This window comes from Rhodococcus sp. NPDC004095 (genome assembly GCF_053604015.1).
The window spans coordinates 272,667-293,709 of the sequence record NZ_JBSGGS010000005.1; the positions used below are offsets into that span (position 1 = coordinate 272,667).

22 protein-coding genes and 3 tRNA genes are annotated in these 21,043 nt (G+C 68.7%); 14 read left to right on the forward strand and 11 right to left on the reverse strand.

The genetic code is table 11. The annotated features are described in order from the left end of the window. Positions 1-81: 81 nt before the first annotated feature. Positions 82-1,095 (forward strand): 3-isopropylmalate dehydrogenase, encoded by a 1,014-nt coding sequence (locus tag ACWEPG_RS11935; RefSeq protein ID WP_450112195.1) that lies wholly within the window; start codon positions 82-84, stop codon positions 1,093-1,095. Positions 1,096-1,201: 106 nt separating this feature from the next. On the opposite strand, the gene ACWEPG_RS11940 is transcribed toward ACWEPG_RS11935, so the two are convergent. Then, positions 1,202-2,416, reverse strand: a complete 1,215-nt coding sequence (locus ACWEPG_RS11940) for an MFS transporter (RefSeq protein WP_450112196.1) — start codon at positions 2,414-2,416, stop codon at positions 1,202-1,204. Between the two features lie 75 nt (positions 2,417-2,491). On the opposite strand from ACWEPG_RS11940, the gene ACWEPG_RS11945 reads away from it, so the two are divergent. The 5 genes from ACWEPG_RS11945 (at position 2,492) to ACWEPG_RS11965 (ending at position 5,307) form a co-directional block, all read left to right on the forward strand. Next, a complete protein-coding gene (locus ACWEPG_RS11945) occupies positions 2,492-3,265 on the forward strand; it encodes a fumarylacetoacetate hydrolase family protein (RefSeq protein ID WP_450112197.1) in 774 nt (257 codons plus the stop codon). Between the two features lie 96 nt (positions 3,266-3,361). Then, entirely contained in the window at positions 3,362-4,837 is a 1,476-nt protein-coding gene (gltX, locus tag ACWEPG_RS11950) for a glutamate--tRNA ligase (RefSeq protein WP_450112198.1), read from the forward strand. 137 nt (positions 4,838-4,974) lie between these two features. Further along, positions 4,975-5,046 (forward strand) — tRNA-Gln (locus tag ACWEPG_RS11955). 84 nt (positions 5,047-5,130) lie between these two features. Continuing rightward, a tRNA-Glu gene (locus ACWEPG_RS11960) sits at positions 5,131-5,206 on the forward strand. Positions 5,207-5,234: 28 nt separating this feature from the next. Next, positions 5,235-5,307, forward strand: a tRNA-Glu gene (locus ACWEPG_RS11965). 65 nt (positions 5,308-5,372) lie between these two features. Here ACWEPG_RS11965 and ACWEPG_RS11970 read toward each other — a convergent pair. The 3 genes from ACWEPG_RS11970 to ACWEPG_RS11980 form a co-directional block, all read right to left on the reverse strand. Further along, positions 5,373-5,540, reverse strand: coding sequence for a DUF5302 domain-containing protein (locus tag ACWEPG_RS11970; RefSeq protein ID WP_450112199.1), 168 nt, complete (start codon positions 5,538-5,540; stop codon positions 5,373-5,375). An 80-nt stretch (positions 5,541-5,620) separates the two neighbouring features. Continuing rightward, positions 5,621-6,124, reverse strand: coding sequence for a pyridoxamine 5'-phosphate oxidase family protein (locus tag ACWEPG_RS11975; RefSeq protein ID WP_450112200.1), 504 nt, complete (start codon positions 6,122-6,124; stop codon positions 5,621-5,623). Positions 6,125-6,217: 93 nt separating this feature from the next. Further along, complete coding sequence (locus tag ACWEPG_RS11980; protein WP_450112201.1) at positions 6,218-6,937, reverse strand: IclR family transcriptional regulator; 720 nt, start codon at positions 6,935-6,937, stop codon at positions 6,218-6,220. Between the two features lie 158 nt (positions 6,938-7,095). Here ACWEPG_RS11980 and leuC point away from each other — a divergent pair, with 158 nt between their 5' ends. The 3 genes from leuC to ACWEPG_RS11995 all read left to right on the forward strand — a co-directional run bounded on the left by leuC (position 7,096) and on the right by ACWEPG_RS11995 (position 10,024). Then, positions 7,096-8,529 (forward strand): 3-isopropylmalate dehydratase large subunit, encoded by a 1,434-nt coding sequence (gene leuC / locus ACWEPG_RS11985; protein WP_450112202.1) that lies wholly within the window; start codon positions 7,096-7,098, stop codon positions 8,527-8,529. 28 nt (positions 8,530-8,557) lie between these two features. Then, positions 8,558-9,172, forward strand: a complete 615-nt coding sequence (gene leuD / locus ACWEPG_RS11990; protein ID WP_450112203.1) for a 3-isopropylmalate dehydratase small subunit — start codon at positions 8,558-8,560, stop codon at positions 9,170-9,172. Between the two features lie 153 nt (positions 9,173-9,325). Beyond that, positions 9,326-10,024, forward strand: coding sequence for an HU family DNA-binding protein (locus ACWEPG_RS11995; protein ID WP_450112204.1), 699 nt, complete (start codon positions 9,326-9,328; stop codon positions 10,022-10,024). Positions 10,025-10,122: 98 nt separating this feature from the next. Here ACWEPG_RS11995 and ACWEPG_RS12000 read toward each other — a convergent pair whose 3' ends face one another. From ACWEPG_RS12000 to cofC, 3 genes are all read right to left on the reverse strand, one after another. Then, positions 10,123-11,061, reverse strand: a complete 939-nt coding sequence (locus tag ACWEPG_RS12000; protein ID WP_450112205.1) for an NUDIX hydrolase — start codon at positions 11,059-11,061, stop codon at positions 10,123-10,125. A gap of 26 nt (positions 11,062-11,087) precedes the next feature. Then, positions 11,088-13,205 (reverse strand): RNA degradosome polyphosphate kinase, encoded by a 2,118-nt coding sequence (locus ACWEPG_RS12005; RefSeq protein ID WP_452594541.1) that lies wholly within the window; start codon positions 13,203-13,205, stop codon positions 11,088-11,090. Between the two features lie 160 nt (positions 13,206-13,365). Beyond that, positions 13,366-14,046 carry a 2-phospho-L-lactate guanylyltransferase gene (gene cofC, locus ACWEPG_RS12010; RefSeq protein WP_450112206.1) on the reverse strand — a complete coding sequence of 227 codons (681 nt, stop codon included), beginning with the start codon at positions 14,044-14,046 and terminating at the stop codon, positions 13,366-13,368. A gap of 123 nt (positions 14,047-14,169) precedes the next feature. On the opposite strand from cofC, the gene ACWEPG_RS12015 reads away from it, so the two are divergent. After that, the gene (locus tag ACWEPG_RS12015; RefSeq protein ID WP_450112207.1) at positions 14,170-15,168 is read left to right on the forward strand and encodes an NAD(P)H-dependent glycerol-3-phosphate dehydrogenase; all 999 of its coding nucleotides are present in this window, start codon (positions 14,170-14,172) and stop codon (positions 15,166-15,168) included. A gap of 34 nt (positions 15,169-15,202) precedes the next feature. Then, positions 15,203-16,309 (forward strand): D-alanine--D-alanine ligase family protein, encoded by a 1,107-nt coding sequence (locus ACWEPG_RS12020; protein WP_450112208.1) that lies wholly within the window; start codon positions 15,203-15,205, stop codon positions 16,307-16,309. Positions 16,310-16,417: 108 nt separating this feature from the next. Here the strand turns inward: ACWEPG_RS12020 and ACWEPG_RS12025 are convergent, their stop codons facing one another. Both ACWEPG_RS12025 and ACWEPG_RS12030 read right to left on the reverse strand, forming a co-directional pair. Beyond that, positions 16,418-17,053 carry a DUF3515 domain-containing protein gene (locus ACWEPG_RS12025; protein WP_450112253.1) on the reverse strand — a complete coding sequence of 212 codons (636 nt, stop codon included), beginning with the start codon at positions 17,051-17,053 and terminating at the stop codon, positions 16,418-16,420. A gap of 68 nt (positions 17,054-17,121) precedes the next feature. Beyond that, complete coding sequence (locus tag ACWEPG_RS12030) at positions 17,122-17,355, reverse strand: Lrp/AsnC ligand binding domain-containing protein (RefSeq protein ID WP_450112209.1); 234 nt, start codon at positions 17,353-17,355, stop codon at positions 17,122-17,124. 182 nt (positions 17,356-17,537) lie between these two features. On the opposite strand from ACWEPG_RS12030, the gene ACWEPG_RS12035 reads away from it, so the two are divergent. The 3 genes from ACWEPG_RS12035 (at position 17,538) to ACWEPG_RS12045 (ending at position 19,755) form a co-directional block, all read left to right on the forward strand. Further along, positions 17,538-18,470 (forward strand): thiamine-phosphate kinase, encoded by a 933-nt coding sequence (locus ACWEPG_RS12035; protein WP_450112210.1) that lies wholly within the window; start codon positions 17,538-17,540, stop codon positions 18,468-18,470. A 68-nt stretch (positions 18,471-18,538) separates the two neighbouring features. Further along, positions 18,539-19,060 carry a gamma carbonic anhydrase family protein gene (locus ACWEPG_RS12040; protein ID WP_450112211.1) on the forward strand — a complete coding sequence of 174 codons (522 nt, stop codon included), beginning with the start codon at positions 18,539-18,541 and terminating at the stop codon, positions 19,058-19,060. Next, positions 19,060-19,755, forward strand: a complete 696-nt coding sequence (locus ACWEPG_RS12045; RefSeq protein WP_450112212.1) for a uracil-DNA glycosylase — start codon at positions 19,060-19,062, stop codon at positions 19,753-19,755. The genes ACWEPG_RS12040 and ACWEPG_RS12045 overlap by 1 nt, the downstream gene beginning before the upstream one ends. An 80-nt stretch (positions 19,756-19,835) precedes the next feature. Here the strand turns inward: ACWEPG_RS12045 and ACWEPG_RS12050 are convergent, their stop codons facing one another. After that, positions 19,836-20,633 carry an enoyl-CoA hydratase/isomerase family protein gene (locus tag ACWEPG_RS12050; RefSeq protein ID WP_450112213.1) on the reverse strand — a complete coding sequence of 266 codons (798 nt, stop codon included), beginning with the start codon at positions 20,631-20,633 and terminating at the stop codon, positions 19,836-19,838. 121 nt (positions 20,634-20,754) lie between these two features. Beyond that, on the reverse strand, positions 20,755-20,946 hold the full coding sequence (rpmB, locus tag ACWEPG_RS12055; protein WP_378483851.1) for a 50S ribosomal protein L28: 192 nt from the start codon (positions 20,944-20,946) through the stop codon (positions 20,755-20,757). Positions 20,947-21,043: the final 97 nt, after the last annotated feature.

Below are 21,043 nucleotides of genomic sequence, written 5' to 3' on the forward strand. Positions count from 1 at the left end.
CCGGTGGCCGCGATCGTCGACGACGGTCGCGGCCACCGTCGGATTCTCCCGCTGTCGGTTCTACGAGAAGAGAGTGTGTCCATGAAGCTTGCGGTCATCCCCGGTGACGGCATCGGTGTCGAGGTCACCGCAGAAGCGCTGAAGGTACTGCGGAAGCTGGTGCCCGACGTGGAGACCACCGAGTACGACCTCGGTGCCAAGCGCTACAACGAGACCGGCGAGCTGCTGCCCGAGGCGGAGCTCGCGGAGATCCGTCGGCACGACGCGATCCTGCTCGGTGCGATCGGTGACCCGCGCCTCGTCGGTCCGGGCATCCTCGAGCGGGGCCTGCTGCTGAACATGCGGTTCCTGCTCGACCACCACGTGAACCTGCGCCCGGCCCGCACCTACCCGGGCTCGAGCTCGCCGCTGGCGGCCAACCCGGACATCGACTTCGTCGTCGTCCGCGAGGGCACCGAGGGCCCGTACACCGGCAACGGCGGCTCGATCCGCGTCGGCACGCCGCAGGAAGTCGCGACCGAGGTGTCGGTCAACACCTGGTTCGGTGCCGAGCGTGTCGTCCGCTACGCCTTCGAGCTGGCGCAGACCCGGCGCAAGCACCTGACGCTGATCCACAAGACCAACGTGCTCTCGAACGCGGGCCGGATCTGGACCCGCGCCGTGGAGACCGTCGGCGCCGAGTTCCCCGACGTCGAGACGGCGTACTGCCACATCGACGCAGCCACGATCTACATGGTCACCGATCCCGCGCGCTTCGACGTGATCGTCACCGACAACCTGTTCGGCGACATCATCACCGACCTCGCAGGCGCGGTCACCGGTGGCATCGGTCTGGCCGCGAGCGGCAACATCGACGCCTCGGGCACCAACCCGTCGATGTTCGAGCCGGTTCACGGCTCCGCGCCGGACATCGCCGGTCAGGGCATCGCGGACCCGACCGCCGCGATCCTGTCCGTCGCGCTGCTGCTGCGTCACCTCGGCCGCGAGGACGACGCCGCTCGCATCGAGCGGGCCGTCGAGGCCGATCTCGCCGCGCGCGGTGACGCCCCGATCGTCACGGCACTGGTCGGAGACCGGATCGCCGCCGCGCTCTGATCCACACGAGCACACGACACCGCCCGCGCACCGATCGGTGCGCGGGCGGTCTTGTCGGTCGGGGTGCCCTGCCTGTCCGCCCGCGTGAACGGAGCGTTCGGCCGGTCTACTCGACCGAACGATCCCGTTCGGTCGAAGCATCGGAGGGGACGAGGGGTACCGCGAGGGCCGGAACCAGCGCCGCCAGGGCGAACGCGGCCGGGAACCCGATGGCGCCGACAGCGGCACCGAACACCGGACCGACTGCCGCTGCGGCGATGAACTGGCCCGTGTTCTGGACGCCAAGCGCCCGTCCACCCCAGTAGGGGCCTGCGATCTCGGCCACCGCCGTGAAGGCCAGGCCGTTGGGGGCGACGGTGGTCACCGACGCGATCACCAACAGCACGACGGCGACCGGAGAGCCGGTGGCGGCGGCGGCCGCCAGTGCGCACATGGACGCGACCACTGCCACCGCCACGAGCCGCAGGGGGCGCAGCCGGCTGCCGACCCGATCGGACCACACACCCGCCGCGACCCGGCCCGCCGCACCGAGGAACTGTGCCGCGGTGATCACGATGCCTGCGGCAGACTCGGCCCACCCCTGATCGGTGACCAGCCACACCAGCGCAAACGTCCACACCACGTATTGCGGCACCACCAGCAACACCGAGGTGGCGTGGATGCGTTGCAGGACGCTGCCCTGCCGGTACGGATTGGCGAGCAGGCCGAGCTGCGCGGCGTGACCGCGTTCGGGGCGCGGCGGATCGGCGATCCCGACGGCGCACGCCACAGCCGCGAGCGCGGCCACCGCCGCGGGGAAGGCGAGTGCCCAGCCGATCCCGTGGTCGCGGGCGAGCAGTGGGATCGTCAGGGCCGCGAGCGCGACACCGAGGGGAATCGACATCTGTCGGATTCCCATGGCGAGTCCGCGTTGGTCCGGTGGGAACCACCCGACCACGACCCGCCCGCTGGCGGCATTGGCCGCCGCGCTCGCGGCGCCTCCGAGTGCCAGCAGTACCGCCAGCGCGGCCGTGGGCGAGGTGGCGGCCGCAGCGGTGGTGGCCACGGCCGCCAGCGCCAGGCCGGCGGTCAGGACGAGGCGTTCGCCGTACCGGTCGGCGAGTGCGCCCCAGGCGACGAGGGTCAGCATCACGCCGAACACCGGTGCGGAGGCGAGGGTTCCCGCCTGGGCGAGGCTCAGCCCGTACTCGTCGTGCAGCGTCGGGATCAGGAACGCGGTTCCGTTGACCAGGACGGCCTGGGCCGCCTGGGCGAAGACGCCGAGCCCGAGGACGACCCAGCGCCGGGCGGTGTGGCCGGGGGGCGCCTGAATGCTGGTCATGCCTCCACGGTACGTAGCCCTTCTCAAAGAATGAAACGCATTTCTCATAATGTGAAACAGCGCTAGTATTCGCACATGCGCCTAGGTCGAATTGCCAGCCCGGACGGGGTCGCCTTCGTGTCGATCGAGGGGGAGGGGGACGCGCGGACCGCGAAGGAGATCGCCGAACATCCCTTCGGGACTCCGACGTTCACCGGTCGCAGCTGGCCGCTCGCCGATGTCCGGCTGCTCGCGCCGATTCTCGCGAGCAAGGTGATCTGCATCGGCAAGAACTACGCCGCTCACGCCGCCGAGATGGGCGGTGAGGCGCCGGAGGATCCGGTCATCTTCATCAAGCCAAACACCTCGATCGTCGGCCCGGGTGCGCCGATCGTGTTGCCGCCCAGCTCGAACGAGGTCCACTACGAGGGCGAGCTCGCGATCGTCATCGGCCGGCCCTGCAAGGAAGTGCCCGCGTCCAAGGCCCTCGACGTGGTGCTCGGTTACACGGTCGCCAACGACGTTTCGGCCCGCGATCACCAGCGCCAGGACGGTCAGTGGACCCGAGCGAAGGGTCACGACACCTTCTGTCCGCTCGGCCCGTGGATCGAGACGAACCTCGACGCCTCCGATGTCGAGATCCGCACCGAGGTGAACGGCGAGGTCAAGCAGCGCAGCCGGACTTCGCTACTGCTGCACGACATTCCGAAGATCATCGAGTGGATCTCGGCGGTCATGACGCTGTTGCCCGGTGACGTCATCCTGACCGGGACGCCCGAGGGTGTCGGTCCGATCGTCGCCGGGGACAGCGTGAGCATCACGGTCGAGGGCATCGGAACGTTGACCAACCCGGTGGTCGCGAAGGGCTGATCACCGCCCTCGCCGTGGCGACGGCACGCACGCGGCATTTGCGTCGGGGAGGACTAACCTGGGAGTGACCCCTGTCCTCCTCGACCCAAGTGAGCCATGACCACCAGCGAAGTGCGCGTCCGTTTCTGTCCGTCTCCCACCGGAACCCCGCACGTCGGGCTCGTCCGCACCGCCCTGTTCAACTGGGCCTATGCGCGGCACCACGGCGGCAAGTTCGTCTTCCGCATCGAGGACACCGACGCCGCCCGCGACTCGGAGGAGTCGTACCAGGCGATCCTCGACGCGTTGCGTTGGCTCGGCCTGACCTGGGACGAGGGTCCCGAGGTCGGCGGCCCGTACGAGCCGTACCGGCAGTCCCAGCGCCGCGATCTGCACCTGGACGTCGTCGCGAAATTGCTCGCGGCCGGTGAGGCGTACGAGTCGTTCTCCACGCCCGAGGAGGTCGAGGCTCGGCACATCGCCGCGCGCCGTGACCCGAAGCTCGGCTACGACAACTTCGACCGCGACCTGACGCCGGAGCAGCGGCAGGCGTACCTCGACGAGGGTCGCAAGCCCGTCGTGCGCCTTCGCATGCCCGACCACGACCTGACCTGGGTCGACCTGGTTCGGGGGGAGACCACCTTCAAGGCGGGCACGGTTCCCGACTACGCGCTCACCCGCGGCAACGGCATCCCGCTGTACACGCTCGTCAACCCGGTCGACGACGCGTTGATGAAGATCACACACGTGCTGCGCGGCGAGGACCTGCTGTCCTCGACCCCGCGGCAGCTGGCACTGTACGAGGCGCTGCAGCGCATCGGTGTGGCGGATTTCACTCCGGAGTTCGGCCACCTGCCGTTCGTGATGGGGCAGGGCAACAAGAAGCTGTCCAAGCGTGATCCCGAGTCGAATCTGTTCATCCACCGGGATCGGGGCTTCATCCCCGAGGGCCTGCTGAACTACCTGGCACTGCTCGGCTGGAGCATCGCCGACGACCGCGATGTGTTCTCCCTCGACGAGATGGTCGCGGCCTTCGACATCGGCAAGGTCAACTCGAATCCGGCGCGGTTCGACCAGAAGAAGGCCGACGCCATCAACGCCGAGCACATCCGGCTGCTCGAGGCGGCGGACTTCTCGGCCCGCCTCCGGGCGTACCTGACGTCGCACGGCCATCCTGTCGACGCGGTGACCGCCGATCAGTTCGACGTGGCCGCCGACCTCGTGCAGACGCGCATCGTGGTGCTCTCGGACGCCTGGGACCTGTTGAAGTTCCTGTTCGTCTCCGAGGGCGAGTTCGCGATCGATCCGGCGGCCGCGGCGAAGAACCTGGGTGCCGACGCCGCACCGGTGCTGGACGCGACCATCGCGGCGCTCGAGGGCCTCGCCACGTGGGCGACGGCCGACCTGGAGGAGTCGCTCAAGGTCGCACTCATCGAGGGGCTGGAGCTCAAGCCGCGCAAGGCGTTTGCCCCGGTGCGGGTCGCGGTCACCGGCTCGCACATCAGCCCGCCGCTGTACGAGTCGATGGAACTGCTCGGCCGGGAGACGACCCTGAGCCGGCTGCGCGCCGCTCGCGCGACCATCACCCAGTGACTCCGTCGGCTGGTCGGGCGGCTCAGTTAGGGCCCCTGACCAGCCGATTTGGAGGATTGCGGGTGGGCTTTGCTATTGTTCTCCTCGGTTCGAACGACGGCCGAAGCCGCGCAGCGGAGGTCGTCGGGACAAGCCATTGGGGTATGGTGTAATTGGCAACACAGCTGATTCTGGTTCAGCCATTCTAGGTTCGAGTCCTGGTACCCCAGCGGAAATCCGGTGAACGTTCACTGTGATGCTCAGGCATCGCGGCGGTCGAATATCGGGTTGCCATGCAGTACGGCACGTTCCCTGGCCCCGTCGTCTAGCGGCCTAGGACGCCGCCCTCTCAAGGCGGTAGCGCGGGTTCAAATCCCGTCGGGGCTACCACGGAGAGCGTGCCTGTTCTGCAAGTCCTGGCCCCGTCGTCTAGCGGCCTAGGACGCCGCCCTCTCAAGGCGGTAGCGCGGGTTCAAATCCCGTCGGGGCTACAAAGCGAAGGTCCCTCCGGCACACGCCGGAGGGACCTTCGTCGTTGTGGGGGTCGCCGCGTCCATCAGCCGCTCTTGCGGCGGAATTCACGCTTGTGGTCGGCGGGCCCGTGGGTGTGATGAATCTTCGAATCACCGGCGGTCGCCGTGGTCGGCGCCGCGTTCTTGTGGTTCTTCTTGTCGAGAGCCTCGCGGAACTGTTGCTTGATTTGTTCGTTCTCGGACTCGGTCACGATGCGTTCCTCCTGTTTGTCGGTCGCATCGTGACCGTACCGCCGTACGGGCGCCGCGTCGCGCCCATTTTCGACCGGAACTACTCCGGCAGGTACTGCGCGGTGCTGCCGCCGAGCGGCATTGCCGGCAGCCCGAGCTTGCGGTGGTCCCAGGAGCGCACCCGGTCCGGCTTCACCCGGACCGCAACGCGCTTGTTGAGCATCATCTCGATCGCCGGATCGACGTCCTTGGTGTACGGACCGGTGTAGCGCTCCCAGATGCTCACGCCGACCGCCCACAGCGCGGCGGGGTCGTCGACGATCTCGGCGGTGCCCTCGAAGGAGACCCCGCGGAGGGTGTCGTAGGTTTCGCCGTCCTCGATCATCACCGTGATGCGGTTGTCGCGGCGGAGATTGACGGCCTTCTGCGACTTCGCCTTTGTCTCGAACCACAATTCGCCGTCGACGATCGCGTACCACATGGCGATCAGATGCGGGGCGCCGTTCGGCCCGATGGTGGCCATCGTCGCGACCCGGCTGCGTTCGACGAATTCGGTGATCTCGGCGTCGGTCATGGTGACCTGCGCCCGCTGGTTGGTGCCCACTGCGGCGGCTCCCGTTCGGATCGAAGGAACGTGTTCTCGCAAGCACTGTGCCACGAGCGGACCGCGCAGGAAACGGTGATGGACCGGCGGATTTCAGAGTCGCTTGTGCAAGGCTTCCGCGGCCGCAAGCAGATCCGCCGCCCAGCGGGCCCCCGGGCGACGACCCATTCGGTCGATCGGCCCGGACACCGAGATCGCGGCGACGACTGCACCGGTGCGGTCCCGGACTGGAGCCGCCACGCTCGCGACGCCGGGTTCGCGCTCGGCCGCACTCTGCGCCCAGCCGCGCTTGCGGACCTCGGCGATGACCCGTTCGCTGAAGAGGGCGTCGGGCAGGACGGTTCGCTGCACCTGGGGGTCCGCCCACGCGAGCAGCACCTTGGCGCCGGAACCCGCGGTCATGGGCAGGCGGGCGCCGACGAGGACCGTGTCGCGCAGGCCGGTGGGCGGTTCCATCGCGGCGACGCACACGCGCTGCACGCCCTCGCGCCGGTAGAGCTGAACGCTCTCGCCGGTGATCTCACGCAGTCGGGGCAGCACGAGTGCGGCGGCCTCGAGGAGGTTGTCGTTCGCGGTCGGTGCCAGCTCCGCCAGTCCGGGACCCGGTCGCCACAGTCCGTCCGCGTCGCGCGCGAGCAGTCGGTGCACCTCGAGTCCGACGGCCAGACGGTGCGCGGTCGCGCGGGGGAGTCCCGTTCGTGCACACAGCTCGCCGAGATTGCAGGGCGCTTCGGCCACCGAGTGGAGAACCGACATCGCCTTGTCGAGAACCCCGATCCCGCTGACAGCCGCAGGGGCGCTATGCTTTCTCATAGATCGATACTAGCGTCTCGCATTCTGAGAATCCCAATCGAATCCGAATCGGGATCGACATCCGGTCGAGACGGTGGCAACGACACGAACCGAGAGATGATGGAGGTCGGATCCCGGCGGGCCAGCCCGTAGCCCGCGAGCCGACCGATCACGAAGAGGTGGAGAACATGGCCAGCAGAGGGCGCACTCTGGCGGAGAAGGTGTGGGATGACCACGTCGTCGTCCGCGGTGAAGGTGAAGGCGCTGCGCGTCAGCCCGACCTGATCTACATCGACCTGCACCTCGTGCACGAGGTGACCAGCCCGCAGGCGTTCGACGGGCTCCGGTTGGCGGGACGCCGGCTTCGGCGCCCGGACCTGACGATTGCGACCGAGGATCACAACGTCCCCACCGTCGACATCGACCAGCCGATCGCCGATCCCGTTTCGCGACTTCAGGTCGACACGTTGCGACGCAACTGTGAGGAATTCGGCGTCCGACTGCATCCGATGGGTGATCTGGACCAGGGCATCGTGCACGTGGTCGGTCCGCAGCTCGGTCTGACCCAGCCGGGCACGACGGTCGTCTGCGGTGACAGCCACACCTCCACGCACGGCGCGTTCGGTGCTCTCGCAATGGGAATCGGCACCAGCGAGGTCGAGCACGTGATGGCGACGCAGACGCTGTCGCTGCGTCCGTTCAAGACGATGGCCATCACCGTCGACGGTGAACTCGCCCCCGGTGTCACGAGCAAGGACCTGATCCTCGCCGTAATCGCCAAGATCGGCACCGGTGGCGGTCAGGGCTACGTGCTGGAGTACCGGGGCGAGGCCATCCGCAAGATGTCGATGGAAGCCCGAATGACGATCTGCAACATGTCGATCGAGGCGGGCGCCCGGGCCGGGATGATCGCCCCCGATCAGACGACGTACGAATTCATCAAGGGTCGCCCGCACGCCCCGAGCGGTGCCGACTGGGACGCCGCCGTCGCCGCGTGGGATCAGCTGAAGACCGACGACGACGCGGTTTTCGACGCCGAGGTGCACATCGACGGGGCGAGCCTGACACCGTTCGTCACCTGGGGTACCAACCCCGGTCAGGGTGCCCCGCTGGGCGACTCGGTGCCGAACCCCGCCGACATCGTCGACGAGAGCGACCGTGCCGCAGCCGAGAAGGCGCTCGACTACATGGGTCTCGAAGCGGGTACGCCGCTGCGCGAGGTCGCCGTCGACACCGTCTTCGTCGGCTCGTGCACCAACGGCCGGATCGAGGACCTGCGGGCGGTGGCCGGAGTCCTGAAGGGCCGCAAGGTTGCAGATGGGGTGCGGATGCTGATCGTGCCGGGCTCGATGCGGGTGCGAGCGCAGGCCGAGGACGAAGGTCTCGGTGAGATCTTCACGGCCGCCGGAGCGGAGTGGCGTCAGGCCGGGTGCTCGATGTGCCTGGGCATGAACCCGGACCAGCTGGCTCCGGGTGAGCGTTCGGCATCGACGTCCAACCGGAATTTCGAGGGACGTCAGGGCAAGGGCGGTCGGACCCACCTGGTTTCGCCGCTCGTCGCCGCGGCGACTGCGGTCCGCGGAACGCTGTCGGCGCCGGCGGACCTCGACTAGAGACTGGGAACGAGTAGGAGATATTTCGATGGAAGCCTTCACCACTCACAAGGGCATCGGCGTCCCGCTGCGACGTTCCAATGTCGACACCGACCAGATCATCCCCGCGGTCTACCTAAAGCGCGTGACCCGCAGCGGTTTCGAGGACGGCCTTTTCGCCGCCTGGCGCACCGACCCCGGATTCATCCTGAACACCGAGCCGTACGACAAGGGCACCGTTCTGGTGGCCGGTCCGGACTTCGGAACCGGGTCCTCCCGCGAGCACGCGGTGTGGGCGCTGTCGGACTACGGTTTCCGTGTCGTCATCGCCTCCCGCTTCGCGGACATCTTCCGCGGCAACGCCGGCAAGGCCGGTCTGTTGGCCGCTCAGGTCGAGCAGTCGGACGTCGAATTGCTCTGGAAAGCGCTCGAAGAGCAGCCCGGTCTGGAAATTGTCGTGGATCTCACTTCTCGGACCGTGAGCGCCGGAACTTTGGTGGTGCCCTTTGCCATTGACGACTACACGCGCTGGCGTCTGCTGGAGGGTCTCGACGACATCGGGCTGACATTGCGCCAGGTAGACGCGATTTCCGAGTTCGAAAAGTCAAGGCCGTCATGGAAACCGGTGACCCTCCCGGCCCGGGTTGAGGGCACCGACTCGTAGGGGCGCTAAGCACATCGGAAGCCGGAATTGGGTAGCCACGCCGCTGAGAGAGGCATGAGAATTGGCGTGGCACATAGACTCTTGCCCAATTCCGGTTTAACGTGTTTGCTAGTCGGTCCATCAGTGGGCCATTGGTATGCGGAGGAACATCCAATGAACAAAGCAGAGCTCATTGATCAGCTGACCGAACGGTTGGAGTCTGATCGACGCAGCGCCACCGATGCGGTCGAGCACATCGTCGACATCATCGTCCGTGCGGTCCACGCCGGCGAGAACGTCACCATCACCGGTTTCGGTGTCTTCGAGCAGCGTCGTCGCGCGGCTCGCGTCGCGCGCAACCCGCGCACCGGTGAGACCGTCAAGGTCAAGCCGACGTCGGTTCCGGCGTTCCGTCCCGGCGCTCAGTTCAAGGCCGTCATCGCGGGCAAGCAGAAGCTGCCGGCGTCCGGTCCGGCCGTGAAGCGTGGTTCGGCGGCTGCGGCTCCGGCGAAGAAGGCGGCGGCGAAGAAGACCGCGGCGGCCAAGAAGGCTGCGCCCGCGAAGAAGACGGTCGCGAAGAAGGCGGCTCCCGCGAAGAAGGTCACCGCGGCGAAGAAGACCACCGCCACCAAGGCGACCGCGGCGAAGAAGACCGCCGCGGCGAAGAAGACCACCGCCACCAAGGCGACCGCGGCGAAGAAGACCACCGCGGCCAAGAAGACCACCGCCACCAAGGCGACCGCGGCCAAGAAGACCACCGCGGCCAAGAAGGTGGCACCGGCGAAGAAGACCGTCGCCAAGAAGGCTGCGCCCGCCAAGAAGGCTCCGGCCAAGAAGGCTCCGGCCAAGAAGACCACCGCCCGCAAGCGGTGACACGGGTCTGAACCAACGAGGGTGGCGACGGAGAAATCCGTCGCCACCCTCGTTTTCGTGTGTACACGGGACGGGGCCTGCCCGCACAGGCCGGTGGTTCAGGCTTCGGGGAGTGCGCTGTCGATGTGGTTGGCATCGACGAGCCTCCCGCCCGACAGTGACAGCACCCAGGTGCTGCCCTTGCGATTGCGGGCCGCGGGCAGGGTGACGCCGTCTCGATCGGCCCACCACTGCAACAGGTCGGGAATCACCCGGCCCTGACTGCAGATCACCTGGACGCCGCCGAGTGCGGCGATCTTGCGGACCAGTGCCTGTGCCGCCGAGGGATCCTCGAGGTATGCCTCTTCGGTCAGCGCCGGTTCGAGGGTGATGCCGGTGCCGAGGTGGCGGGCGAGCGGTTCGACGGTCTGCACGCAGCGGGTCCGGTCCGCCGAGTGGATCTCCGTCGCCCCGAAGGCCTGCAGCAGTACCGACAGCGCCTCGGCCTGTGTGCGTCCGACCTTGTCCAGCGGCCGCAACGTGTCGTCCCCCTTGTATCGGCCGCGCCGGCCGGCCTTGGCGTGCCGCACCATCAGAACCGTTGTGGTATCGGCCGGAACCTTCAGGAAGCGGCGTGTCACCTTGAGGTCGACGGGGTACGACAGCGCGGCGGGCAGGTCTTCGGGCGGTAGCCACCGCAACTCGTCGACCTCGTCGTTGGGTACGAACTCGCCGCCGCGTGCCTCCGCCGCCCAGTAGTCGACGCGCTTGCGCTTGCGGTGCCCGGGCACCTCGTAGGCGACCCGGGTGACGTGCCGGCCCAACTGGACCCGCATGCCCGTCTCCTCCTCGACCTCCCGCACCGCGGCCACCACCGGGATCTCACCGGGATCGAGCTTGCCCTTGGGGAACGACCAGTCGTCGTACTTGGGGCGGTGGATCAGCGCGACCTCGATCTCGTACGGGTTGGTGGGGGACTTGCGCCACAGCACTGCCCCCGCGGCAAAGATGTTGGCCTTGATGGCGGTCGACTTGGGGCGATCCGACTTCGAGCTCACCTTCTACCTCCTGTCGCAGTCGGCGGCTACGCCGAGCCGCCCCGCCGACTGCGCATCAGTTCCTCTTGGTGCTCGCGGACGCGTTCGCCCCGTTCCGGGGACGCGGCCCAGTGTCCGTCCGACTGCAGCACCCAGCAGCGGGTCGTGGGATCGAGTGCGGAGTCGAAGATGTCGCCGAGCTGGCGGGTGAGGCGGGGATCCTTCACCTGTGCCATCACCTCGACGCGGCGATCGAGATTGCGGTGCATCATGTCCGCGCTGCCGATCCAGAACTCGTCCGCCCCCTCGAAGTGCATGATCCGAGAGTGCTCGAGGAAGCGGCCGAGAATCGAACGGACCTCGATGTTCTCGCTCAGTCCCGGAACGCCGGGACGCAGTGCGCAGATGCCTCGGACGACGACCTGGACGGGAACACCGGCCTGTGACGCCCGGTAGAGCGCGTCGATGACCTGTTCGTCGACGAGGGCGTTGGCCTTGAGTCGGATGCCCGCCGGCCTCCCGGCCAACTGGTGGTCGATCTCTCCGTGGATCCGCGCCACGATGCCGGCCCGTACGCCGTGGGGGGCGACGAGGAGATTGCGGTAGTTGGCTTTTCGGGAGTAGCCGGTCAGCGTGTTGAACAGGTCGGTCAGGTCCGCGCCGATCTCCGGGGCCGCGGTGAGCAGGCCCACGTCCTCGTACAGGCGGGCCGTCTTCGGGTTGTAGTTGCCGGTGCCGATGTGGCAGTACCGACGGATAGTCGAACCCTCGCGGCGAACGACGAGGCATGTCTTGCAATGCGTCTTGAGACCGACCAGTCCGTAGACTACGTGGACGCCGGCCTGTTCCAGCTTTCGCGCCCACTTGATGTTCGCCTGCTCGTCGAAGCGCGCCTTGATCTCCACCAGCGCCACCACCTGCTTGCCTGCCTCGGCGGCGTCGATGAGTGCGTTGACGATCGGGGAGTCGCCGGAGGTCCGATACAGGGTTTGCTTGATTGCCAGCACCTGCGGGTCCGCGGCCGCCTGCTCGATGAACCGTTGCACACTGGTGGAGAACGAGTCGTACGGGTGGTGCACCAGGACATCGCCGTCGCGCAGGGTGGAAAAGACGCTCTTGGGCGTTTCGCGCTCACCGAAGGCCGGATGGGTGGCGGGCACGAACGGGGCGTCCTTGAGCCCGGGGCGGTCGACACCGTACACCTGCCACAGGCACGACAGGTCGAGCAGGCCGGGCACCTGGATCACGTCACCGGGATCGACGTCGAGTTCACGCAGCAGCAGATCGAGCATGTGCTCGGTCATGTCGTCGGCCACCTCGAGACGGACCGGCGATCCGAAACGGCGGCGGGCCAGTTCGCGTTCGAGGGCCTGCAGCAGATCCTCGTCGCGATCCTCCTCCACCTCGAAATCCGCGTTGCGGGTTATCCGGAAGGCGTGGTGCTCGACGATCTCCATCCCGGGGAACAGCACGTGCAGGTGGGCGGCGATCAACGCCTCCATCGGCAGGAACGCCGGGATGGCCGTCGGTGCGTCGCTGCGGGTGACCCGCACGAACCGGTCCACGTTGTCGGGCACCTTCACGCGCGCGAAGTGCTCGCCGCCGGTCGACGAATCCTTCACCGTCACCGCGAGGTTCAGACTCAGTCCACTGATGTAGGGGAACGGGTGCGCCGGGTCGACGGCGAGCGGGGTCAGCACCGGGAAGACCTGGTCCTGGAAGTACTGCGACAGCCGGGCGGCCTCCTCTTCGTCGAGGTCGGACCACCGGATGATCGAGATTCCCTCGTGCGCGAGCTGCGGGAGAACGTGGTCGAGGAATGTGCGCGCGTGCAGTTCCGCGATCTCCTGGGTGCGTTCGCCTATCAGCGCCAACTGCTCTCGTGGCGTGAGCCCGTCGGCGGACCGCACCGACAGTCCGGTCTCGTCCCGGCGCTTGAGCCCGGCGACCCGCACCATGTAGAACTCGTCGAGGTTCGAGGCGAAGATGGCGAGGAACTTGGCCCGTTCGAGCAGGGGGAGTGACGGGTCCTCGGCGAGGGCGAGAACCCGGGAGTTGAAGTCGAGCCAACTCAGTTCGCGATTGAGGTAGCGGTCTGCGGGGAGCGGGACCCCCGAGCCGTCCACCGTCAGGGGAGTCGCCGCGGGCGGTACGGTCGGGATCACCGGGAGGTGTCCGCTGACCGGCGACGGCCCGCCTGCCTCGCCGTCAACCGTTGTCGTCTGTACCGTCTCGTGTCCCGCGCCCTCGCCGTTGCTCACCGGTCGATCATCCCTCAGATCGTGAGCACGCGACAATCAGACGAGCCTGGATTCGGGTGAATTCTCAACGACAGCGGGACGAATCCCACCATCCGATCGACCGTAGCGCTCGCGTCGTCTCCGGACCGGGGCCGACCGCTGCGGCCGCATCGAGGTCGGCCGGGGTGTCGACGTCGAGTCGCAGGCCCGGCCAATCGCCGCTCAAAGCCGTTGCCCCGGAGTCGATGTGCTTGCGCGCGGAATCGGAGCCGAAGCGCGGTGCCAGGTCGGCGGCCACCGCGGCGATCAGTGCGGAGGTCCCGGTGCCGTGGTGGTCGACGACGACCGCGCGCCGGTGCGTTCGTGCGGCGACGACCGCCTCCGACAGTTCGGCGGCGGACAGGCACGGCAGGTCGCCCTGCAGCGCGACGACAGGTCCCCGGTCGTGTCCGCGGGCGCGTGCGGCCGAATCGAGGATGCGGTTCAGTCGATCGGGGTCGTGGTCGCCGTCGTCCGGGAACCACGCGGCGCCGGCGGCTTCGGCCGCGGCCGCGACCACCGGGTCGGGGGTGATCACGGTGACCTCGGCGACGGCATCCGATGCCCGCGCGGCGGCGAGGGTGTCGCGCAGCATTGCCAGCACGAGCGTGGCCCGCTGGCCGCCGTCCAGTCGCGGCGCCAGCCGACTCTTCGCTCTGTCGAGGTGCTTGACCGCGATCAACACGTGGGCGCGCACCGCCGTCGGGGGTGCGGGTGCGGCGCTCATGTGACCAATCCTGCCAGTCCTGCCCGGTGTGGACTCGAGTGCTCCGTGCGCAGGACCGATTCGCCGGGCCGGTACTACTGTCGTCACTGCCAAACAGTTGGGGCGCGAACGGTCGGAGGGCAGATGGTCAGGGCGGCAGTACTGGGTGCGGGATCGTGGGGGACGGCGTTCGCGAAGGTGCTGGCCGATGCCGGAACCGACGTGACGATGTGGGCGCGCCGGCCCGAGGTGGCCGCGACGATCACGAACGACCATGCCAACCCCTACTACCTGGACGGCATCGAGCTGCCCCCGACGCTGACCGCGACCAGCGACCACGAGACGGCGCTCGCCGGGGCGGACCTCGTCGTGCTCGCCGTCCCGTCCCAGTCGTTGCGCGAGAACCTCGCGGGATGGGCGCCGTCGATCGGGACGGACGCGACGCTGCTGTCGTTGGCGAAGGGCATCGAGTCCGGCACCCTCATGCGGATGAGCGAGGTGATCGTCGAGGTCGCCGCGGTCGCACCGGAGCGGGTCGCGGTGCTGTCCGGACCGAACCTCGCGCGCGAGATCGCGATCGGGCAGCCGTCCGCGACGGTCGTCGCCTGTGTGGATCACGAGCGTGCAGTCGCCGTTCAGAAGGCTTGCGCCACAGGCTATTTCCGTCCGTACACGAACGTCGACGTGGTCGGCTGCGAGATCGGCGGGGCCTGCAAGAACGTCATCGCGCTGGCCTGCGGCATGGCATCAGGACTCGGATTCGGCGAGAACACCAATGCCTCGATCATCACCCGCGGACTCGCCGAGATGATCAGACTCGGCGTCGCACTCGGGGCCAATCCCGCCACGCTCGCCGGCCTGGCCGGGATCGGCGACCTGGTTGCCACCTGCTCGTCGCCACTGTCGCGGAACCGGACCTTCGGTGCACATCTCGGGCACGGGGGAACCCTCGCCAGCGCCCAGGCCGCGACCAAGGGGCAGGTGGCCGAGGGCGTCAAGTCGTGCACCTCCGTGCGGGCGCTGGCCGCACAGCACGGTGTCGAGATGCCGCTGACCGACGCCGTCCACAAGGTCTGTCACGAGGGCCTGTCCGTGCCGGAGGCGGTCGGGATGCTGCTCGGGCGGCGCATCAAACCCGAGTGAGTCCGCGGTGCCCGTACAACGGTAGGGTTTCCGGGTGAACAATCCTCGTACCAGGGTCGCTGTCGTTTTCGGTGGCCGGAGCAGTGAGCACTCGGTTTCGTGCGTTTCCGCCGGTAGCGTGCTGCGCAATCTCGACCCGGAGGTCTACGAGGTGGTGCCGATCGGCATCACCCCGGACGGTGCGTGGGTGCTCGCGTCCACCGACGCCGACGCGCTCACCATCGACGGCCGCGCGCTTCCGACCGTCGACGCGTCCGGAGCCGCACTGACCCTGACCGCCGACCCCACCCGCTCCGGTGCGGTGGTCGCGCTCGCCGCGGACCAGGCCGGTCAGGTCCTCGCGTCCGTCGACGTGGTGTTCCCCGTCCTGCACGGCGCGTACGGCGAGGACGGCACCATCCAGGGACTGCTCGAACTTGCCGGCCTGCCCTACGTCGGTCCCGGCGTGCTGGCCAGCGCCGCGGGCATGGACAAGGAATTCACGAAGAAGCTCCTCGCCGCGGAGGGTCTGCCGATCGGGCACCAGGTCGTGCTGCGGCCGGGGGTCGACACCGTGTCCGCCGAGGACCGTGAGGCGCTGGGCCTGCCGGTGTTCGTCAAGCCCGCCCGCGGCGGATCCTCGATCGGCATCACCCGGGTGACGAGTTGGGACGGCCTCGACGCGGCCATCGCCCACGCCCGCACCCACGACCCGAAGGTCATCGTCGAGGCCGCGATCGTTGGGCGCGAGGTGGAGTGCGGCGTCCTCGAGTTCCCGGACGGCACCGTCCGCGCGAGCGTTGTCGCGGAGATCCGGATGCCGGAGATCACCGAGGACGAGGGCGCCTTCTACGACTTCGACACCAAGTACCTCGACGACATCTGCGAGTTCGACGTGCCGGCCAAACTGGACGACGACGTCAGCGACGAGATCCGGGCGATCGCGGTCCGCGCGTTCGAGGCGCTCGACTGCCAGGGCCTCGCCCGGGTGGACTTCTTCGTCACCGAGAACGGCCCGGTCATCAACGAGATCAACACCATGCCGGGCTTCACCTCGATCTCGATGTTCCCGCGCATGTGGGACGCCGCCGGGATCGACTACCGGACGCTCGTGTCCACCCTGGTGGACACCGCTCTCGCGCGCGGCACCGGCCTGCGCTGACCGCCGGTCACCGGTAGGCCGGTCGCCGGGAAGCCTGCCGTCACGATGCGAAAAGGGCGCCGCCGTCGAACTGTCGACGGCGGCGCCCTTTCCGGTGCGACGAAGGGGTCAGGATCCCGGGGCAGGGGCCGGTTCCGGTGCAGGGGCTGCAACCGGCGCCGGGTCGATCGGCTTGGCCTCAAGTGCGCCGGACACTGCGGCGGACGCGTCCTGCAGCGGTGTCGGGCCCAGGCCGTGCGGGACGGTCAACGCCACGTAGACGCCGCGATCGACCGCGAACCAGGTGCTCGCATCGACGCCCTCGCCGCCGGGGATCTCCAGCCACTGCACGTCGTCGACGACCTGCAGCGCGCTGGCGGCATCGAATTCCGCCGGACGGTCCAGGCCGCAGCGCAGCACGATCTCCTGCGCGTCAGCCGACTGCCACGCGGCGGCGCCCTCGGGTGCGGGATCGACGAGCTCGGCGCGACCGAAGTCGCCCACCTGGTCCGGCAGGTTCTCGAGCAGTGCGGTGCATTCGGCGGACCCGGCGGCAGGCGCGGGGACCGGACCGAGCGCGACCGGATCGAGCGCGGGGTTGCGGTTCGCCACGATCGCGGCGGCGACGATGCCGGCGACCAGCGCGACGGGGAGTGCGACCGCCGCGGCGATCAGGGCGGGGCTGCGGCGGGCGTCGGGAGCGTCCGTGTCGGTGCCGGTCGTGCTGTTGGGGGATTCTTCGCTGTTCTGGGCTTCTTCGTTCACGAGGTCGGTGCTGTCGTTTCGGTAGTCGGGTGCGGCCGTGTCTGAGTCCGGGTTCGGGGTCGGCGATCTCACGCGCTCGCGGCCACCTCACAGGTGAGGGTCCGGGTGATCCCGGCGACCTGCTGGATTCCCTTCACGACCGGCGCGAACCCGGAGCCGTCCTGTCCCTCGATCCGCACGACCACGTCGTACGGGCCGATGACGTCCTCGGCGGTCAGCACCCCCGGCAACTGCCGGATCTGATCGGCGATCACTGTGGCCTTGCCCACCTCGGTCTGGATCAGTATGTATGCCTGCGCCACCGGTGGGCCCCTTCCCGGCACAGCGCCGCCGCGGTCTCGGTAGAGTCGCGGTGGCTCTGGCTCTGTCATGCGCGGCCGGGTCGTTTCCCGGCCGCCTTCCCAGGGTACCGCGACCGATTTCGACGAAAGGCCCTGTCATCGACACACCGGATCCGGCCCGGGACCCGGACATCGGACCCACCGTGGCCGACATCGGGGAGTTCGCCGTCATCGACCGCGCGGTGGCCGGTCGCGCCCAGCCCCGCACCACGCTGCTCGGCCCCGGTGACGACGCCGCGGTGGTGCGCGCCGCCGACGGCCGTGTCGTGGTGTCCTCGGACATGTTGGTGCAGGGCAGGCATTTTCGGCTGGACTGGTCGACACCTGCGGAGGTCGGCCGCAAGGCGGTGGCGCAGAACGGCGCGGACATCGTGTCGATGGGTGCGTGGCCGACCGCGTTCCTCGTCTCGCTCGGATGTCCGCCCGACACCCCGGTCGCGGTGGTCGACGCGCTGACCGAGGGAATCTGGGCGGAGGCGTCCGCGCTCGGTGCGGGTGTCGTCGGAGGCGACACCGTGCAGTCCGATCAGGTGGTGCTCTCGATCACGGTGCTCGGCGACCTTCAGGGCCGTGCCGCGGTGCTGAGGTCAGGGGCGCGGCCCGGGGACCAGGTCGCGGTGGCGGGTCGGCTGGGGTGGTCGGCGGCGGGTCTGGCGCTGCTGTCGTCGGGAGACGAGAGTTTTCCGGAAATCGTTGCAGCGCATCGTGTTCCGACTCCTCCGTACGGGAGTGGGCTGGATGCGGCACGGGCGGGAGCGACCGCGATGACGGACAACTCCGATGGTCTGATCGCCGATCTCGGTCACCTCGGCGTCGCCTCGGGCGTCCAGATCGACCTCGAACCGGTCGCGTTGGACCCGGATGCACCACTGCACGCCGCTGCCGAGGTGCTCGGCGCGGATGCACTGCACTGGGTGCTGACCGGGGGAGAGGACCACTCCCTTCTCGCCGCCTTCCCGAGCCGCGCCGCACTGCCCGACGGCTGGCGCCGGGTCGGAGTCGTCCGCGAGGGTTCGGGGGTCCTCGTCGGCGGCCGTGAGTGGACCGGGCCCGGCGGCTGGCAGAGCTTCGACTGACGGGTGGGCGGTACGCACCGATCCGACACCGTCATCCGGCGTGAACCCCGCATGGTTAGGTGGCACCCATGGCCATTTACGCACTCGGCGATCGCGAGCCCGACATCCATCCCGACGCCTACGTCCATCCCGATGCCGTGGTGATCGGCGCCGTGACCCTCGGGGCGGGGGCGTCGGTGTGGCCACAGGCCGTTCTGCGCGCCGACTACGGGACGATCACGATCGGTGAGCGGACCAACATCCAGGACGGCACGGTCATCCACTGCACCGCACTGGAACCGACCGTTCTCGGGGCCGGGTGTGTGGTCGGTCACAGCGCCCACATCGAGGGTGCGACCATCGGAGACGAGTGCCTGATCGCGTCCGGATCCGTGGTCCTGAACGGGTCGACGATCGGCGCCGGTTCGATCGTCGGGGCGGGGGCGGTGATCCCGTTCAAGTTCGAGGTGCCGCCGCGCCGAATGGCGCTGGGCGTGCCCGCGAAGATCCGGGAGGGCTACGAGGTGCCTGCCGGTCACCTGGAGCTGAACGTGAAGATGTACGCCGCGAACGCGGCGTACTACCGCGACGCACTGCGCAGGCTCGACTGATGGCCGCCCGCCCGCTCACCGAGCTGGTCGACCCCGGTTGGGCCCAGGCGCTGGCGCCGGTCGCCGACCGGATCGCCGCGATGGGGGAATTCCTGCGCACGGAGAACGACGCCGGTCGCGGCTATCTGCCCGCCGGAGAGAACGTGCTGCGCGCGTTCAGCCAGCCGTTCGACGACGTCCGGGTCCTGGTGGTCGGCCAGGACCCGTACCCGACACCGGGTCACGCGGTGGGGCTGAGCTTCTCCGTCGCCCCCGACGTGCGGCCGGTGCCACGGAGTCTGACCAACATCTTCACCGAACTGGGCACCGATCTCGGGCTGCCGACGCCGGCGAACGGCGACCTCACACCGTGGGCGCAGCAGGGGGTGCTGCTGCTCAACAGGGTGCTGACCGTGCAGCCAGGGCAGGCCGCGTCGCACCGGCGCAAGGGCTGGGAGGAGGTCACCGAGCAGGCCATCCACGCGCTCGTGGCCCGAACCGACCCGAGCGGTCGGCGTCGACCGCTGGTTGCGATCCTGTGGGGCCGCGACGCCGGGACGCTGAAGCCGATGCTCGGTGACACCCCTTTCGTGGAGTCCGCCCACCCGTCGCCGCTGTCGGCGTCGCGCGGCTTCTTCGGGTCGCGGCCCTTCAGCCGCGTCAACCGGCTCCTCGAGGAGCAGGGCGAGAAGCCGGTCGACTGGAGCCTCGCCTGACCGACCGTGACCGCATGAACGGAACCGTTCAGTCGATCAGATCGAATGAACGGTTCCGTTCATGCCGCTGGGGGAGAGGGTCAGCGGACGGAGGTGAAGTCCGGCTTGCGCTTACCGACGAAGGCGTCGACGCCCTCGCGGCCTGCGGCGCTGCCCGCGGCCGAGGAGATCGACGCGGCCTCGGCGTCGAGCTGATCCGACAGGGTGGACTCCTCGGACCGCGCGAGCAGGGTCTTGATGCCGGCGTACGAGCTGGTCGGGCCCGCGGCGAGGCCCTGCGCCACCTTCAACGCCTCCGCCTGCACCTCCTCGTCCGCGACGGTCCGGCTGAGCACCCCGAGCCGGACGGCTTCCTCGGCGTCGAGGATCGCGTCGGTGAGGATGATCTCGCGGGCGCGGCGGGCGCCGACGATGCGCGGCAGGCTCCAGGACATGCCGCCGTCCGGGGTGAGCCCGATGCCGGGGTAGGCGGGCCGAAGCTTGGTGGAGACGCCGCCGATGGCGATGTCGGACGCGCAGACCAGGCTCATGCCCGCGCCGGCAGCCCAGCCGTGCACGGCCGCAACGACGGGAACGGTGACGTCGGCGACCAGACGGACGAAGTCGTGCAGTTCGTTCGCGATCTCGAGAAGGTAGGCGGAACGATCCGGCGCGCCCGCGAAGGCTCGGACGTTGCCACCGGCGCAGAAGTTCGCACCCTCACCGACGAGGAGTACCGAGCCGGCGGCGATCTCGCCCGCTGCGAGCGCGCGCAGCGCGGTGGTGCCCTGGTTGACGCCGGTGAAGTCGAGGGAGGTGCCGTTGTCGGCGGTGGCAATGGCGATGCGGAGGACGTCGCCGTCGAGGCGGACGTGGCTGAGGCCGTCGAGTGAAGTCACCGTTAAACCTTATCCGTGCGCACGATTCGCCTGTGGCGCAGCTCCCATCAGGTGACCGGATGCGCAGACGACTGTGCCCCCGACACCGGATGGTGTCGGGGGCACAGTCGGTGCTGAAAAATCAGCCGCGGACGACCTTGCCGGCCTTCAGGCAGGAGGTGCACACGTTGAGCTTCTGACGCGTACCGGATCCGACCTGGGCCCGGACAGTCTGAATGTTCGGGTTCCAGCGACGGTTGGTACGCCGGTGCGAGTGCGAGACCGACTTACCGAAGCCGGGTCCCTTGGCGCAAACGTCGCAGACGGCAGCCATAGTCGCGAACTCCTTGATGTGATGCGGATGGTTTTCAGTCGCGGGCAGGGGACAATGGTGCGGCCCTTGCCAGGCAACCGTGTCAGATTAGCCGGAA